15 protein-coding genes are annotated in these 16,605 nt (G+C 59.3%); 11 read left to right on the plus strand and 4 right to left on the minus strand.

Features of this window, described 5'->3' with window-relative positions; translation table 11 throughout:
* Both AC1DRJ_RS08750 and AC1DRJ_RS08755 read right to left on the minus strand, forming a co-directional pair.
* The coding region (locus AC1DRJ_RS08750; RefSeq protein WP_477801778.1) for a GlcG/HbpS family heme-binding protein at window positions 1–290 on the minus strand (290 nt) is incomplete at its 3' end.
* Between the two features lie 11 nt (window positions 291–301).
* Window positions 302–1,651, minus strand: a complete 1,350-nt coding sequence (locus AC1DRJ_RS08755) for a metal-dependent hydrolase family protein (RefSeq protein WP_477801779.1) — start codon at window positions 1,649–1,651, stop codon at window positions 302–304.
* A 260-nt stretch (window positions 1,652–1,911) separates the two neighbouring features.
* Between AC1DRJ_RS08755 and AC1DRJ_RS08760 the strand changes: the two genes are divergently transcribed.
* Complete coding sequence (locus AC1DRJ_RS08760) at window positions 1,912–2,298, plus strand: nuclear transport factor 2 family protein (protein ID WP_477801780.1); 387 nt, start codon at window positions 1,912–1,914, stop codon at window positions 2,296–2,298.
* Between the two features lie 74 nt (window positions 2,299–2,372).
* Here AC1DRJ_RS08760 and AC1DRJ_RS08765 read toward each other — a convergent pair whose 3' ends face one another.
* Both AC1DRJ_RS08765 and AC1DRJ_RS08770 read right to left on the minus strand, forming a co-directional pair.
* A complete protein-coding gene (locus AC1DRJ_RS08765; RefSeq protein ID WP_477801781.1) occupies window positions 2,373–3,530 on the minus strand; it encodes an alpha/beta hydrolase family protein in 1,158 nt (385 codons plus the stop codon).
* Window positions 3,531–3,589: 59 nt separating this feature from the next.
* The gene (locus AC1DRJ_RS08770) at window positions 3,590–4,552 is read right to left on the minus strand and encodes a LysR family transcriptional regulator (protein ID WP_477801782.1); all 963 of its coding nucleotides are present in this window, start codon (window positions 4,550–4,552) and stop codon (window positions 3,590–3,592) included.
* 297 nt (window positions 4,553–4,849) lie between these two features.
* Here AC1DRJ_RS08770 and AC1DRJ_RS08775 point away from each other — a divergent pair, with 297 nt between their 5' ends.
* The 10 genes from AC1DRJ_RS08775 to AC1DRJ_RS08820 all read left to right on the plus strand — a co-directional run.
* Window positions 4,850–5,791: a VOC family protein gene (locus AC1DRJ_RS08775; RefSeq protein ID WP_477801783.1), complete on the plus strand. Its 942-nt coding sequence runs from the start codon at window positions 4,850–4,852 to the stop codon at window positions 5,789–5,791.
* A gap of 14 nt (window positions 5,792–5,805) precedes the next feature.
* Window positions 5,806–6,216: a Rieske (2Fe-2S) protein gene (locus tag AC1DRJ_RS08780; RefSeq protein ID WP_477801784.1), complete on the plus strand. Its 411-nt coding sequence runs from the start codon at window positions 5,806–5,808 to the stop codon at window positions 6,214–6,216.
* 86 nt (window positions 6,217–6,302) lie between these two features.
* On the plus strand, window positions 6,303–7,427 hold the full coding sequence (locus AC1DRJ_RS08785) for an FAD-dependent oxidoreductase (protein WP_477801785.1): 1,125 nt from the start codon (window positions 6,303–6,305) through the stop codon (window positions 7,425–7,427).
* A gap of 49 nt (window positions 7,428–7,476) precedes the next feature.
* The gene (locus AC1DRJ_RS08790) at window positions 7,477–9,174 is read left to right on the plus strand and encodes a DUF1302 domain-containing protein (RefSeq protein ID WP_477801786.1); all 1,698 of its coding nucleotides are present in this window, start codon (window positions 7,477–7,479) and stop codon (window positions 9,172–9,174) included.
* Window positions 9,175–9,186: 12 nt separating this feature from the next.
* Window positions 9,187–10,575, plus strand: coding sequence for a DUF1329 domain-containing protein (locus tag AC1DRJ_RS08795; RefSeq protein WP_477801787.1), 1,389 nt, complete (start codon window positions 9,187–9,189; stop codon window positions 10,573–10,575).
* A gap of 62 nt (window positions 10,576–10,637) precedes the next feature.
* A complete protein-coding gene (locus AC1DRJ_RS08800) occupies window positions 10,638–11,744 on the plus strand; it encodes a WD40/YVTN/BNR-like repeat-containing protein (protein WP_477801788.1) in 1,107 nt (368 codons plus the stop codon).
* Window positions 11,745–11,748: 4 nt separating this feature from the next.
* The gene (locus AC1DRJ_RS08805) at window positions 11,749–14,223 is read left to right on the plus strand and encodes an efflux RND transporter permease subunit (protein WP_477801789.1); all 2,475 of its coding nucleotides are present in this window, start codon (window positions 11,749–11,751) and stop codon (window positions 14,221–14,223) included.
* Window positions 14,213–15,463 (plus strand): MFS transporter, encoded by a 1,251-nt coding sequence (locus tag AC1DRJ_RS08810; RefSeq protein ID WP_477801790.1) that lies wholly within the window; start codon window positions 14,213–14,215, stop codon window positions 15,461–15,463. Before AC1DRJ_RS08805 ends, AC1DRJ_RS08810 begins: the two co-directional genes overlap by 11 nt.
* A gap of 13 nt (window positions 15,464–15,476) precedes the next feature.
* Window positions 15,477–16,058, plus strand: coding sequence for a cupin domain-containing protein (locus AC1DRJ_RS08815; RefSeq protein WP_477801791.1), 582 nt, complete (start codon window positions 15,477–15,479; stop codon window positions 16,056–16,058).
* Window positions 16,055–16,605, plus strand: a 551-nt coding sequence (locus AC1DRJ_RS08820) for a fumarylacetoacetate hydrolase family protein (protein ID WP_477801792.1), incomplete at its 3' end; no start/stop codon positions are given. The genes AC1DRJ_RS08815 and AC1DRJ_RS08820, both read left to right, overlap by 4 nt.

Below are 16,605 nucleotides of genomic sequence, written 5' to 3' on the forward strand. Positions count from 1 at the left end.
GGAATCACCTCGCCGCCAGTCAGGCTGTTTATGGCGTCGAAAAATGCCGGCATCGCTTGAGCGCGTCGGGCCAGTTCGCGCCCACCAAAACCCATACCGATGCAGCCTCGGGCCTTGCCAGTGGCGATTTGTGGTCGAAGGAAACTGGCGAGTTCATCGCGCAAGACGGCCAGCGGATGACCGGCGGCATCCAACACGGCGACAGCCAAGGGTTTAACCCCCGTTTCACGGGCGATGCGGATAGCGCYGCTGGCGATTTGGGTGGCGGTCAATAGGTCGAGTTGCGGCATGGCGTTGGTCCTCATTGAGCCCACTTGCCCAATTGGGCAACACGGTCGCGGGTGTAAAGGTCTGTCCATTTCAGCGAGTTGAAATCTGACACCTGTTTGGGGTTGTAGGGGCTTCGCTCCATGCGCACGGGCTGGCCGGACTTGTACACGGCTTTAAGGCGCGAGCGGTCTTGCAGAATGCGGATGTCGTGCAACGGCGAACCGTCGAGCAGCAGGAAGTCCGCTTGCTTCCCCACTTCGAGGGAGCCGAGGGTCTCACCGCGTGGCATGCAGCGCGCACCAACTGCCGTGGCGGCATACAACGCTTCTGCCGGTGTGAAGCCCAAGCGGGTGACCAACAGTTCCAACTCGCGAGCGTGCCACTCGCCATAAGGCGTCACCGCAAAACCGCTATCGCTGCCACAAGCGAAAGGCACCCCAGCGGCCTTGGCACGTTTGAGCACGGCCGAACCGACTTCCAGGGTCCGTGCGCAATAGCCGGCGTAGCCGGTACTGATGGCTGGATCGTGGGGTTGGCAGAAGTCCACAGTGTTTTGAGGAAACGTCATGGTCGGCGCGAGGATGGTGCCGGCTTCGAGCAAAGCTTCAATGCACGCATCGTCCATATAAAAGGCATGGAACACGAGGTCAACGCCTGCGCGGGCGGCGTACATCACGGCTTCGCGACCATAGGCGTGAGTCGCCACTTTGCAGCCCAAGCGGTGCGCCTCTTCAACCATTTCATAGGTTTCTTCAGCGGTGAAGGCGGCGATGATTTCGCCATTCGGGCGACGGTGGGTGCCGTCCATGGCGATCTTGATCAGGTCGACGCCATCCTTGGCCTGTTTGCGGATTTCCGCCAACGCTTCGCTGCGGCTGGTGACCAGGCGCGCGGTGAAATATTCCGGTGCGCCGACGCGGCTCGGGAACCAGTCATTGAGGCTCTGCCGATTGGTAATGACTCGGCTGCTGGCGGCAATGCGTGGGCCCTCGAACAAACCGGCAGCGATTGCATTGCGTATAGAGATGCTGAGCTGGCCGCTATCGCCTGGGCAGACCATGCTGGTCACGCCGGCGGCGAGCACATGTTGGGCGAAGAACATGCCACGCAGCGCGCGGAACTCGTCACTGGTCCAGATATCGATGTCTTCTTCGCTCTGCGCGTTGCCGAACGCTAGATGGGTATGCACATCCACCAGGCCCGGCATGACAAAATTATCGCCGGCGTCCATCAGGGTGTCTCCCGGTTGCGGCTGCGGCGCCAGGGCTGTCGGGCCGACATACGCCAACAGGCCGTTCTCCACGACCAGTGTTTGCTGTTGACGGGTTTCCAGGCCAGTACCGTCGAACAAGGTTTGGCATTTCAGGTGCAGGGCGTTCATGGCGTTTTCACTTTGCTGATTGTTATGCAAAGCGAGGCTAAGGCGCGGCCATGGACACCACCAGCAACTTGCATCAATGCGCGCGTATTGATGGCATCAATAGCTGCGCTACGTCAGCAGTGCCGGGGCTTTTGCAGCGATGAGTGACCTCAAGCGATGAGTATCGCGAGTCACGATGGCTGGCATCGTGATCGGCGATTTTTTATCAATCGAGTCGGGCGTCTATGGTGCGCGCTCATCATCCACAGAGATCACTTCATATGACCACCGCCACTGTAAAAACCGAACTCCTGGCGCTTGAGCAAGAACGCCGCCGAGCCCTGGTTGAGGAAGATTATTCGCGCGTCGCCGAACTGTTCGCCGATGACCTGGTGTATGTGCACACCACAGGATTGGTGCAAGACAAGGCTGACTATCTGGAATACGCAAAAAGCGCCGTGCAGTATCTGGACATTGAACGTGGCGAACTGCTGATTCGCTTTTACGGCGAACATCTGGCGGTCATGACGGGTACGCAGTGCAACACCTTGCGTAAGCGCGGTGGTGACCAGTCGATTCGCGGTGAAGGCTTTGCCACACAGGTCTGGGCGTTCGGTGCCGAAGGCTGGCAGATCAGCTCGTTCCATGGCACACGTGCGCCAAACTGAATTCGATTGCCCATCAACGAAAAACGCCGGAAACCCTAAGGTTATCCGGCGTTTTTTATGCTTCGCGAAACCTGTTAAGCGGTGTGGCCACCCAGCGTTTCGGCAATCCRGTCAGCGATGTAGTGACCGGCGTTAATGCTGTTATCGAAGCTGGAATGCTGCACGCCACCTTCGCGTTCGGTGAAGATTTTCAGCTCGCGTTTAGGGCTGTTGACCAGTTGCTCATAAGTACGCTGTGCCCACTTCAGTGGGATTTGCGAGTCCTTCTCGCCGTGGGTCACCAGGAACGGCACCTTGATGCGATCGAGTACGCCATCCAGATGCACGTTTTCGGCGATGGCCATGAACTCATCCATATCTTTTGCACCCCACACCCAGCACACGTGCGCCCAATAGTGCGGTACAGGCAAGCTGCCTTCTTTTTCCAAGCGACGTTTTTGTACATCGCGCCAGTCATGGTTCGCACCCCACACCACGCCGCAGGCAAAGCGTGGTTCAAACGCCACCGCACGCGGGCAGTAATAGCCGCCGAGAGAGACGCCTTCCAGGCCAATTCGTTTGGCATCCACGTCGCTTCGGGTTTCCAACCAGTCGACCACGCGGCTGGCCCAATGCTCGCTGTCGAAACGGGCAATCAGGTTATGCAGGCGCAGCGCTTCACCTGTGCCGGGTTGGTCGATGATTAACGATGAGATACCGCGTTTTGCCAACCAGGCCGGTAGGCCGACGCGGTATTTCATTTCTTTGGTCGAATCCAGTCCATTGACCTGCACCAGGATCGGAGCCGGACCGGTCACACCCTCGGCACGCACCAGCAGGCCGGAAATATGTTTACCCTCGTAGGGGATTTCAACGCGCTCACAGTTCTCGCGCGACAATTCGATGCCGCGTTTGAAGGTCTGTAAAAAGCGCTGGTACAGCTCAGTTCGGCCCGGTGCGCCGTGGGCCTGCAGACGTTCGCAGGTGAGGTAATAAGTGGCGGCGCGGTTGTACTTTTCGCCTGCGGACAGCAGCCGGCCATTACCTTCGTCTTCCTCAGCCAGGCCACAGAGTTTGTCGGCCATCTTCGCCCAGGTTTCGCGGAACGCCTTGGTTCCAGCAGCGTCAGGCTGCTGGGCGGCTTCCTGCAACGGCGCGCACATCTCTTCGATTTCGCCTATTCGGGCGCCCATCTCGATGGCCAGGTCGACAGAAAGATTCCACACATAATTGGTTGGAAAGTAACGGAACATGATTGTTGTTGTCCTTGTGATTGCCTTGACGTTCACAAGGCACGTTAAGGACGCGCCGACTAATGCGCCAATCGTGACTCGGGATGGGAGGTATCGCGATGGGCGATAGGAGGATCCTCCAGGTGCTGGATAAATTCGCTGATGCGTTCGCGCAGCCAGCGGTGCATCGGGTCGCCCTCGACACTGCGGTGCCAGAGCATGACCTCGCGCATGACAGGGATCTTCACCGGTGGATTGAGGATGCGCAACGGCAGGTGCTCGGCGTACAACAGCGCCAGACGCTGGTGCATTGTGGCGATGCGCTGGGTGCCTACGACCAGTTGCGGCAGGGTGTTGAAGTCGTTGGTGATGACCTCGATACGGCGGTTGAAACCATACTGGTTCATGAACCACTCTTCGATGCTCAAGTGCCGGCTGCGACCAAAACCGACGGAAACATGGCCCATGTCCATGTACTGCTCCAGGGTCAGGCTATCGCCGACCTGGGTATTGCCGTCCCACACCACGCAGACGTGTTCCTCTTCGAACAGCAGCTTGTGGGGGTGGCCGTCGATGATGTAGCGCTCAGGCACGATCATCAGATCAACCTCACCGCGAATCAGCAACTCACCGGAATTGTCGCCAGGGCCGAGCATCTCGAAGGTAATGTTGGGCGCTTCTTGATGGATCTTCTGAATCACCTGGGCAAACAGCACGCTGATCAGGTAATCCGAGGTCACCAGGCGGAAGTGCCGTTTGCTGGTGGTGGGGTCGAACACCGGCTTGGCGGTGATCGACGACTTGATCGTCAGCAGCACTTCACGGATCGGGGTGGCGAGCTCCCTGGCATAAGGCGTTGGTTGCATTTTCCGGCCGACCTGCACCAGCAGTTCGTCTTCGAAATAGGTACGCAGGCGTCCCAACACACCGCTGGTGGCGGACTGCGTCATGTGCAGGCGTTCGGCGGCGCGGGTGATGTTCTGTTCTTCGAGCAGCACATCGAGTGCGACCAAYAGGTTCAAATCCAGGTGGTTAAAACGCATCAGGAATGTCCATTTTTGTATTTATTTTCGCGATACATTCGGATGAATACATCACCGCGTCAACCCTCCCGCTGTTTCTTTTCGTCTCCCCCAAAACGCGCGCCACGTGATTTTCAGGTATCGCGTTTTCTAATAGGTCACATCCAGACACACGATTAGTCAGCTGCCAAGCCGCCCGTCAATCTTCGCAGCAGTCGGCGCCCTTGCCGACACCACCACCGGACACCCCGCGTTGCTGATGGGCCATCGAGCCTGAGGCAGCCGCGTCCGGATACTAATTTCAATGGAGTGGTAGCCATGAACATCCTTGGCCTTGATGCCCTGATCTTTGGCGTCGATGACATCCAAGCCTGTACCGATTGCCTGCGTGATTACGGCCTTGCTCCTGTCGCTGTCGACAGCAACGGCGGGCGCTTCGAAGCACTGGACGGCACCGCCGTGATCATTCGGCGGGCGGACGATCCAGACTTGCCTGCCGCCATTGGTCCGGCACCGTCGATTCGCGAAACCGTTTATGGGGTCGCCAACGCGGCTGATCTCGATGCTATCGAGGATGAATTGGCGCGAGATCGTCAGGTCAGCCGTGACGACAACGGCGTGTTGCACAGTGTCGACGACATGGGTTTTGCGATTGCTTTCCAGGTCTCTGTCCGCAGGGCATATAGCGCTCCGGATGATCTGACCAACGCCGCGGGCCATTTCCCGCAACGTCCGCTTAATCAACCAGGCATTACCCTCGACATGAGCGCTGTGCCACGCACCTTGTCCCACGTGGTGTATTTCGTCCCCGACGCGGCCAAGGCCGAAGCGTTCTATGCCGAGCGCCTGGGCTTCAGGACAACAGATACCTTTATCGGTGCCGGGCCGTTCATGCGCCCGGCGGGTTCCGATGATCACCATTGCCTGTTCATGATCCAGACCCCACCGCACATGAAGGGCTGCGAACACTTCACCTTTCACATGGGCAGCGGCACTGAAGTGTTGTTGGCCGGCACGCGCTTCGAGCAAAAAGGCTGGACCAGTTTCTGGGGCCCTGGCCGCCACCTCTTTGGCTCCAACTGGTTCTGGTATTTCAACAGTCCGCTGGGCTGCCACATCGAATACGACGCCGACATGGACAAGCACGATGACGCCTGGGAGGCCCGCCGTGCACCACTGTCGGCGGATAACTCGCAGCTGTTCCTGTTCAATTCGAAAGAAAAATGGGCACCGGGCGGCCCGCCACCCAAGCACGGCTGAGTGCGGTGTTGACCATGACCCACGGCGATTTTTTCCTGTGCCGGATGGACGAACTGGTGGAAGGGCAGGCGCGCGGTTTCGATCCGTTGCAGCGCGGAAAGGACAGTGTTTTTGCCTTGGTGCATGAGGGGCAGGTGCGGATTTATCGCAACAGCTGCCCGCATCTGGACGTGCGCCTGGAGTACCGAAAGGACCGTTTTTTGTCGGCTGACGGCCAGTTGATCGTCTGTTACGCCCACGGAGCGCAGTTCCTCCCGAGCACTGGCGAATGCGTCTACGGCCCGTGTCTGGGCCAGAGTCTGGACGCGTTGCCATGGCGTTTGGAGGAGGGCTGGCTGGTGCTGGAAATGCCTGGGTCTACCGCGTTGTCGGGGCCGGTTGAGGTATCGCGTTTGGCGATACATCGCATCCCTACTCGCGATTAGTCAAATCCCTGCTTTGACGGGAAGCTGGACCTAACGACGTAGCGCCCGGCGCTGCATCGAATCACAAGAATAAAAGTGAGTAAGCCATGAGTGCAGTGAACAAAGTTCTGATCGTGGGCGGTGGTATTGGTGGCTTGTGTGCGGCCATCGCACTGCGGCGCAAGGGCATTGAAGTCGATTTGATCGAGCTCAAGTCAGAGTGGACGGTTTACGGCGTCGGGATCATCCAACAGAGCAACGTGGTCCGTGAGATGGCCAAGCTGGGCGTGCTCGATGGTTATTTGGATGCGGCGTATGCCTTTGAAGACGTCGCCATTTATGGCCCGGCCGGTCAGCAGCTGGCGCGCATCCCGGGTCAGCGACTGGCAGGGCCTGCCTATCCGGCGAACGTTGGCATCTCCCGTTTGGCCCTGCATAAAGTGCTCAGCGAAACCGCCCTCGAACTGGGCGCCAAAGTACGCCTTGGACTCAGTGTCGAATCCCTGAAGGACCTGGGCGACAGCGTTGAGGTGTTGTTCACTGATGGCAGCAGCGGTGGTTACGACCTGGTGGTGGGTGCCGACGGTTTGTTCTCCAAAGTTCGCCAACTGCTGCTTGGCGACACTTATAAACCAAGGTTCACCGGCCAGGCGGTGTGGCGCTACAACTTCCCGCGCGATCCGCGCATCGATCACCTCGCCAATTACCAAAGCGCCGACGGCAATGCCGGATTGGTGCCATTGGCCGGCGACCTGATGTACATGTTCCTCACCTCCCATGAACCCACCAATCCCTGGATGGACCCTGCGTCCCTGGCCGAGCAAATGCGTCAGCGCTTGCAAGGCTTTACCGGCCTGATCGGCGAACTGCGTGAACAAATCACCGACAGCAGTCAGGTGGTTTACAAGCCGATGGAAGTGGTTTTTGTCGACGAACCTTGGTATCGCGGCCGCGTTCTGTTGATCGGTGATGCTGCCCATGCCACCACGCCGCACCTTGGCCAGGGGGCCGGCATGGCGATTGAAGATGCCATCGTGCTCAGTGAGGAATTGACCCGTGAAGGCAATATTGAGCAACAGCTCAAGTGCTTCATGGAACGTCGTTTCGAGCGCTGCAAATTCATCAGCGAAAGCTCGGTGCTGGCCGGCGACAAAGAGATGCAGCACGACCGGGACTTCGACCGCATTGGCTTGGTCAAGCAGATGCTCGCACGCACGGCCGAGCCTATCTGACCCAACGCATCCACAGCAGTTACCACTATAAAAACAAGAGGTTAACGCGATGGTTAGCTCCACGACTGCGACGCTTGCGCGTCGCCCGGTCCGCATGTCTGCACCCTTTGGTTTCAGTTTGGCTGCGGCGTTGGTGCTGTGCAGCCAGGCTGCCCATGCCTTTCAAGTGGATACCGGCAATCCGGATTTCAGCCTGCGTTGGGACAACACGGTCAAGTACAGCGCCGCATGGCGCCTCCAGGATCCCAGCAGCAAACTGACCGAAGGACAGGTGTCACTCAACCAGGACGATGGTGATCGGGCGTTCAAGAAGGGCCTGATCTCCAACCGCACCGACATCCTTTCCGAACTGGATATGTCCTTCAAAAACGTCGGCGCGCGCCTCAGTGGCGCGACTTGGTACGACACCGAATACCAGCAGGACAACGACAACACTGACCCGGCGCGCGCGAACGCGCGTTCGGTAGCCTATGACGAATTCACCGATGACACCCGCCACTTGCACGGCGGTGACGGCGAATTGCTTGATGCGTTCGTGTACTGGAACGGCGAGCTGGGCGATCACGCTACGTCATTGCGCGCCGGGCGCCACGGGTTGGTCTGGGGCGAGAGCCTGTTTTTCGGTGCCAACGGCATTGCCGGTGGCATGGGGCCGGTCGACGTGGTCAAGGCACAGTCCGTCCCCAATACCCAGTTCAAGGAAATCACCCGTCCGGTGAATCAGCTGTCGGGCACTTTTCAACTGACTGATGCCGTGTCGCTCGGCGCCTTCTACCAACTGGAATGGGAACAGACGCGCCTGCCCGGGGCCGGCAGTTATTTCTCCACCAGCGACACCATCGGCGAAGGCAACGAACGCTTGATCGTGGGGGCACCTTTTCCCGCGTTCCTCGGTGGCAATGCCAGCAGCCCGGCGGCGTTCTTCCATGGCAATGACAAGGAAGCAAAAAGTTCGGGGCAGGGCGGCTTGCAGTTGAAATACAGCGCGGAGACCGTCGAATACGGCCTTTACGCGATCCAGTACCACGACAAAACCCCCAAGCTGTATCTCAAGCCTTCTACAGGTGTGCCGAACTTCAGTACCGGGCAAATCGGTGAGTACTACTGGGTGTATCCGGAAGACATCCAGGCCCTGGGCGCCAGTTTTTCCACCACCGTCGAGGAATACAGCTTCGCCGGTGAAGCCTCGATGCGCTGGAACATGCCGCTGGTTTCCAACGGTCAAACCGTCCTGCCTGGCGTGGAAGCCAATAACGATAGCGACCCGCTGTACGCCATCGGACGTACTGCTCACGTCAACCTCAACGTACTGGCTTCCTTCGGGCCGACCTTCATTGCCAATGAGTCGGGACTCGTCGGTGAGATGGCCTGGAACCGGCTGCTGAACGTCACTAAAAACCGTGCCGCCCTGGACCCGAATGTCACCGATGACGGTCTCGGTTTCAAGGTGGTTTACACCCCGACCTACCGCCAGTTTTTCTCCGGTATCGATATCAGCATTCCGGTCGGCATCAGCTACTTCCCGCTGGGCAAATCCGCTGTGATCAGCGCGTTCGGCCCGGACAACGGCGGCGATATGAACATCGGCGTTACCGCCACCTACCTGGACCGCGTTACCGCAGGCCTGACCTACACGCATTACTACGGCGCCGAGGACACCAACCTCAACGGGGCCACCCAATTCAACATGAAGCAATCGCTGAAAGACCGGGACTACTTGTCTTTCTCCGTCAAGACCACGTTTTAAGAGGACTTGCGCATGACCAACCCTAAAAAGACCGGAGCCTTCAAGCTCAAAGCCCTTTGCTTCGCACTGCTGGGCAGCCTGGCCATCGGCAGCCAAGTGACCGTGGCGGCGACGGCTGAAGACGCGGCGAAATTATCAAAAAGCCTGACGCCTTTCGGTGCCGAGCGTGCGGGCAACGCTGACGGCACCATTCCCGCCTGGGACGGTGGCTACACCAAGGTCGATCCTTCGTACAAGCAAGGTGGTAAACGTTCCGATCCGTTCGCCGCGGACAAGCCGGTGTTCAGCATCACCTCGAAAAACCTCGCGCAATACGCCGGCAAACTCACCGACGGCACCAAGGAAATGTTCAAGCGTTTCCCCGACACCTACCGCATTGATGTTTACCCGACCCGGCGCACTGCCGCCGCGCCGCAGTGGGTGTATGACAACACCCTGAAAAACGCCACCCGCGCCAAACTGGTGGACAGCAGCGCCGGTCCCGTACCGCAAGGCGCGTTTGGCGGCATCCCGTTCCCAATACCCAGTAATGGCGCCGAAGCCATGTGGAACCACGTGCTGAACTGGCGCGGCACTTCAGTGGCGATGCATTTTCGTCATTACCTGATGACCGCCGATGGCAAGCAGGTGATGACCACCGATGGCAAGGCCATCCAGGAGATGCCGTATTACTACCAGGACGGATCGCCGGAGTCGTTTGCCGGTGACTACTGGATGTTCCGTCTGCTCAACGTCGGGCCGCCATTGCGCGCCGGCGAGCAGATCCTGGGTCGCACCAATATCAATGGCGACCTGTCCCAGGCGCACGTTTATCTGACCGGTCAACGCCGGGTGCGCAAGCTGCCAAATGCCTGCTGCGATACACCGACACCTGCCACTGCCGGCGTGATGTCGTTCGACGAATTGAGCGTATTCCAGGGCCGCATGGACCGCTTCGACTGGAAACTGGTGGGCAAACAGGAGATGTACATCCCCTACAACACCAACAAGGTGCAAACCGCCAGCAAACCTGAGGACCTGTTCCTCGCACACCACATGAACCCGGATTACGTGCGTTGGGAATTGCACCGGGTCTGGGTCGTGGAAGCAGACTTGGCGCCGGGTAAACGTCACCAGTTGCCGAAGGGCCGCTACTACCTCGATGAAGACACCTGGCAAGCCATGCTGGGCGACCGCTGGGACGCCAACGGTCTGCTGGCCAAGACCTTGTGGTCGTTGCCGGCAGTCCTGCCGGACTTGCCAGCACAAGCGCAATTGTCTTCGGGCTTTTATGACCTGACCTCAGGCGCCTGGTTTATCCAGAACGTCTACACCGGTTTGCCAGAGCAGTACGGCATGGTGGATCGCTACAAGGCTTCGGAGTTTTCGCCTGCAGCGATGGCGGGTGCCGGGGTTCGTTGAGTCAGGCCGGATCGCGGTTTGCGGAACGCGATCCGGTTTTTAACGGTTTTTCGAGGTCGGTAATGAACAGAATCTGTCAGGTGGTTGGTCGGCTGATGTGGCTTATGGCGTTGCCTCTGGCGATGCCGTTGAGCCTTGCGCAGGCCGCAGCGGTGGGCGAGGTGCTGAATACCCCGGCGATGCTGGTGCCGCAAGCGACATCCGCGGTGCTGCTGGATCTGGCCCGGGCGGGTTCACGCCTGGTGGCGGTGGGGGAGCGGGGTATCGTGCTGCTCTCCGATGACAACGGCGCAAGCTGGCGTCAAGTCGCCGTGCCGGTGTCGGTCAGCCTTACGGCGGTGCAGTTCGTCGACGCTAACACGGGCTGGGCCGTGGGACATGGCGGTGTCGTCCTGGYCTCCCGCGACGGGGGTGAACACTGGGTCGTGCAACTGGATGGACTGCGAGCGGCGCAACTTGAGCTGACGGCTGCCAGCGCGCAACTGCCTTCTGCCAACGATCAGGATGCAGCCACCGCGCGTGTGCAAACGGCTGAACGTTATGTCAGCGAGGGCGCAGACAAGCCGTTTCTTGCCCTGCAGTTCGTGGATGACCAACACGGTGTGATTGTCGGGGCATACGGTTTGGCCTTTCACACCGATGATGGCGGCTCTACCTGGCAATCGATCATGGGGCAAATCGACAACCCTATGGGCGCGCACTTATCCGCTATCGCTCAACAGGGAGAACACTGGTTTTTGGCCGGCGAGCAGGGTTATCTCGCTCGCTCGGACGATGCCGGCAAGTCATTCACTCAATTGGAAAGCCCCTACGCGGGCAGCTTTTTCACCCTGCAATTGCGCGATGACGGCACCTTGCTGGTGGCCGGTCTGAAAGGCAATGCGTTTTCCTCCCGCGACCTGGGCAAGAGCTTCCAGCCAGTGCCCGTGTCGATGCCGGTGTCGTTCAGTGATGCGATCCGCACCGGTGACGGCCAGTTGCTGCTGGTCAATCAAACCGGCGCCTTGTTTCGYACCAACAGCCAACCCGATGCGTTGCTCCAACCCTATGGCAAACCGCTCGGCAAGCCCGTCTCCAGTGTTATTCAGGCCGCCGATGGCAGCCTGACGCTGGCGGGTTTCACTGGGTTGACGCGCGTTTCGCCGTCAATCGCTACCGCTTCGGAGTGAGGTTATGAAGTCTTCCGACAACGCCAAGCAAAGCCTGGCGAATTTCGATCCACGCTCCGGTTCGGTGGTGGAACGCACGCTGTTCAATCACCGCCTGTGGGTGCTGCTGGTGTGTGTGCTGACCACCCTGGTCCTGGGTTATCAAGCCACCCGCATCGAGCTCAATGCCAGCTTCGAAAAGATGATCCCCACACAACAGCCGTACATTGCCAACTACCTTGAGCACCAGAAACAGCTCACCGGTTTAGGCAATGCCCTGCGTATTGTGGTGGCCAACCGACAAGGCAGTATCTACGACGCCGAGTACCTGAAAACCCTGCAGGCCATGAGTGACCAACTCTACCTGTTGCCGGGTGTCGACCGGGCTTACATGAAGTCGCTGTGGACGCCAGCCACGCGCTGGGTCGCGGTAACCGAGGATGGCCTTGATGGCGGTCCGGTGATACCCGATGACTACAGCGGCACCGCCGCCAACCTCGAGGCGCTACGCCGCAATGTGCAACGCTCCAACGAGCTCGGTCAGTTGGTGGCGTTCGACCAGACTTCCAGCATCATTTACGTATCGCTGCTGGCAACCACCGCTGACGGCAAGGCGCTTGATTACGCGGTCCTGTCCGAACAGCTGGAGAAACTGCGCAGCACCCATCAAAGCGCAAAAATCGACATTCACATCACCGGTTTCGCGAAAAAAGTCGGCGACCTGATTGCCGGCCTGAAACAGATTGTGCTGTTCTTTGCCGTCGCGATCCTGATCACCACCGCCGTCCTGTTTTGGTACACCCGTTGCCTGCGCAGCACCGTGTTGGTGGTGTTGTGCTCGTTGGTCGCGGTGGTCTGGCAACTCGGTTTGCTGCCATTGCTGGACTATCAACTGGACCCGTATTCAGTACTGGTGCCGTTTCTGGTGTTTGCCATTGGCATGAGCCACGGCGCGCAGAAGATGAACGGCATCATGCAAGACATCGGTCGTGGCATGCACCGGGTGGTGGCTGCGCGCTTTACCTTTCGCCGGTTGTTTCTCGCCGGGCTGACGGCGCTGCTGTGCGATGCCGTGGGTTTTGCGGTGCTGATGCTGATCAAGATCCAGGTCATCCAGGACCTCGCAGTGATCGCCAGCATTGGTGTCGCGGTATTGATTTTCACCAACCTCATCCTGCTGCCGGTGTTGCTCTCCTATGTCGGTGTTTCACCGCGTGCGGCTCAACTAAGCCTGAAGAGCGAACAGGCCGAACAATCCGGTCAGGTGCGCCATGGGTTCTGGCGCTTTCTTGACCTGTTCACCCATCGTCGCTGGGCCAGCCTGTGCATCGCCATCAGCCTCGCGTTGGCGGTTGTCGGCTTCCTGGTGAGCCTGCAACTGAAAATCGGCGACCTCGATGCCGGTGCGCCGGAGCTGCGTGCGGACTCGCGCTACAACCAGGACGATGCTTTTCTGACTCGTCACTACGGKGCCAGCAGTGACCTGTTTGCGGTCATGGTGAAAACGCCGGCCAGCAGTTGTGCGCGCTACGACATCCTCGCCAAGGTCGACGCCCTGGACTGGCAACTGCGCGCTTTGCCGGGTGTGGATTCGACCAATTCGCTGGCGTTGCTGAACCGTCGCATGCTGGTAGGCCTCAGCGAAGGCAACCCGAAGTGGTACGAGCTACAGAACAACCAGGCGATGCTCAACATGATCACCGCCAGTGCGCCGCGCGGGTTGTACAACGAAGACTGCAGCCTGTTGACCCTGTACGCCTACCTCACCGACCACAAGGCCGAGACGCTGACCCGCTTGGTCGACCACGTGGAAAAATTTGCCGCCGAGAACAACACCGACGAGGTGCAGTTCCTTCTGGCGGCCGGTAACGCCGGTATCGAAGCGGCGACCAACATCGTGGTCAAACAAGCCAACCGCGAGATGCTTGTCTGGGTCTACGGCGCGGTGATTCTGCTGTGCCTGATCACCTTCCGCTCCTGGCGCGCGACGCTCTGCGCGGTCATTCCTCTGATGTTGACGTCCATCCTCTGCGAAGCGTTGATGGTCTGGCTGAACATGGGGGTCAAAGTCGCCACGCTGCCGGTCATCGCCTTGGGTGTCGGTATTGGTGTCGACTATGCGTTGTACGTAATGAGCATTCTGCTGGGGCATTTGCGCCAGGGGGCGAGCCTGTCTGAAGCGTATTACCGCGCGCTGGTGTCCACCGGCAAGGTGGTGATGCTGACCGGTATTACCCTGGCCATCGGCGTGGCGACCTGGACGTTCTCGCCTATCAAATTCCAGGCAGACATGGGGGTGCTGCTGGCCTTCATGTTCATCTGGAACATGGTCGGTGCCTTGGTGTTGCTGCCGGCATTGGCGTACTTCCTGTTACCCACACGCAGCGCTAACGGCGAAGCGGTTGTACCGGTAAGTGCGACCCACGTGGCGGGTTCTGATACGTCGGTTGTTGCAAACGTTCACCACCTGCGCATTAAGGATCGCTGCCATGGTCGCTAATTCCTTCGTAGAAAAATCCACCCGACAAGCCGGATTGCCGCAATCTCTGTTGCTGCTGCTGGGAAGCTGTTTGCCGGTGCTGGGCGCCGTATTGTTGGCCCCGGTGTTGCCACGGATGCAGGCGCATTTTGCCGATGTCGCCGGCAGCGCTGTGCTGGTCCCGATCGTACTGACCTTGCCGGCATTGGTGATTGCGCTGCTGGCGCCCTTCGCCGGGTTGATCGCCGACAGGCTAGGGCGCAAACCATTGCTGCTCGCCAGCATGTTGCTGTACGTCCTCTGTGGGGTGCTGCCACTTTGGCTCGACTCGCTGCAGGCAATCGTACTCAGCCGTGCGGGTATCGGATTGGCCGAGGCGGGCATCATGACCTGCTGCACCACGCTGATGGGCGACTATTACAGCGGCGCCAAACGTGAACGTTTGTTCGCCTTGCAGATGGTCGCCACCTCATTGTCGGCGGCAGTGTTTATCGCGCTGGGCGGCTTCCTCGGGCAAAACGACTGGCGTACGCCGTTTTCGTTGTACGCAGTGGGTTTGATTTTCCTGCCGCTGATGGCCTGGCAGTTGTGGGAGCCGAAGGCTCGCCCACAGCCGGAGCAAGCAACCCACGCATTGCCGACAGGCACATTTCCATGGCGCGCGCTCACACCCATGTACGTGCTGGCGCTGTTGGCAGGTTTGAGCCTGTTTATCGTGCCGGTGCAGGTCGGTTATCTCCTCAACCTACTGCAGGTGGATGCCCCGCAACAAATCGGTATGACCATGGGCGCCAATCAACTGGGCGTGCTCGTCGGTGCACTGAGTTTTCGATTGTTCAGCGGGATGCGCGGGCAGCACATGCTGCTGATCGCCTATGTACTGGCGGGCATCGGCGGATTGTTGATGTCTGACGCCTTAAGCCATGTGCAAGTCGTGGTCGCTGTGACGATCAACGGCCTTGGCATTGGCTTGATGCTGCCGACACTGATCACCTGGATCATGGCTCAAGTCAATTTCCATCAACGCGGGCGGGCGGCGGGATGTTTTACCGCCGCCATCTTCGCCGGCGAATTTATCAGCCCCCTGGTTGTTTTGGGCRTGACCCATGGAGTCGCCACGGCGCTGCCCCATGCGTTGGCCATTGTAGGTGGGCTRCAACTGTTAGTGGCGGTGTTGTGTTTGGCCGTGCCCCGGCTCGGCGGTCTGTTGGACGACGCGAACATTGTTGTCGGTGGTAGCACCATTGGCGACGGAAACTGAACGAGGATTCTCCATGCAAGCGCTTCCTGAATTCAAACGAGTGGTCACCGGTCACGATCAGCAGGGTCAGGCCATCGTCGCCAGCAATGGGCCGACACCCAATGTGTTCCCGTTGTCGTCCGTACCAGGCACGGTATTTCATGAACTGTGGAACAGCAGCACCACCCCGGTGTTACTCGACAACGCCAGTGATCCCAGCAGCAAACCGCTACAACTCAGCCCCGGACCACAGGGCAGCGTCATTCGTGTGGTGGACATTCCACCGGACAGCATCCAGAACCAGGTCAGCGATGAAAACGCCGCAGCGGTATTCGCCGAAATTGGCCAGTCCCACGCGGGTACCGGGCAGGGCAGCACCCGGCATAAATTGATGCACCGCACGGAAACCCTCGACTACGGCATCGTCACCGAGGGAGAAGTGTGGCTGGTGCTGGATGAGGAAGAAGTACATCTCAAACGCGGCGACGTGGTGGTGCAACGCGGCACCAACCACGCATGGAGCAACCGCACCGAAGCGATGGCGCGCATGGTCTTCATCCTCCTCGACGGGCGCTTCGCTGATGAGTTGAATCGTGAACAAGGAGCATCCGTATGAAACTCGCCACCCTGAAAAACGCTAGTCGTGATGGCAGGCTCGTAGTCGTTTCGCGAGATCTGGCGTGGGCAGTGGATGCCGGCTCCGTTGCGCCCACCTTGCAACAGGCGATTGAGAACTGGAGTAGCGTGGAGCCGGGTTTGCAGGCACTTGCCAGCACACTGAATGCGGGCGAAGCGGCGGATGCCTTTGCCTTCGACCCCGCCCAAGCCATGGCGCCGTTGCCGCGCGCCTATCAGTGGTGCGACGGCTCGGCATTCCTCAGCCATGGTGCGCTGATGCAGAAAGCGTTCAACCTTGATCCCATCGACGGCGTAGAACACACGCCGCTGATGTACCAGGGCGCTGGCGACGATTTCATGGGTGCGCGCGACGATATAGCGCTGCCAAGCGAAAGCCAGGGCATCGATTTTGAAGGCGAATTTGTGGTGCTGGTGGATGACGTGCCCATGGGGTGCGCCGCCGAACAGGCGCTGCAACACATCAAGCTGATTCTGCAAATCAACGACGTCAGTTTGCGCGCCTTGGCCCCACGGGAAATGAACAC

The sequence above is a fragment of the Pseudomonas sp. P5_B2 genome, from assembly GCF_056400445.1.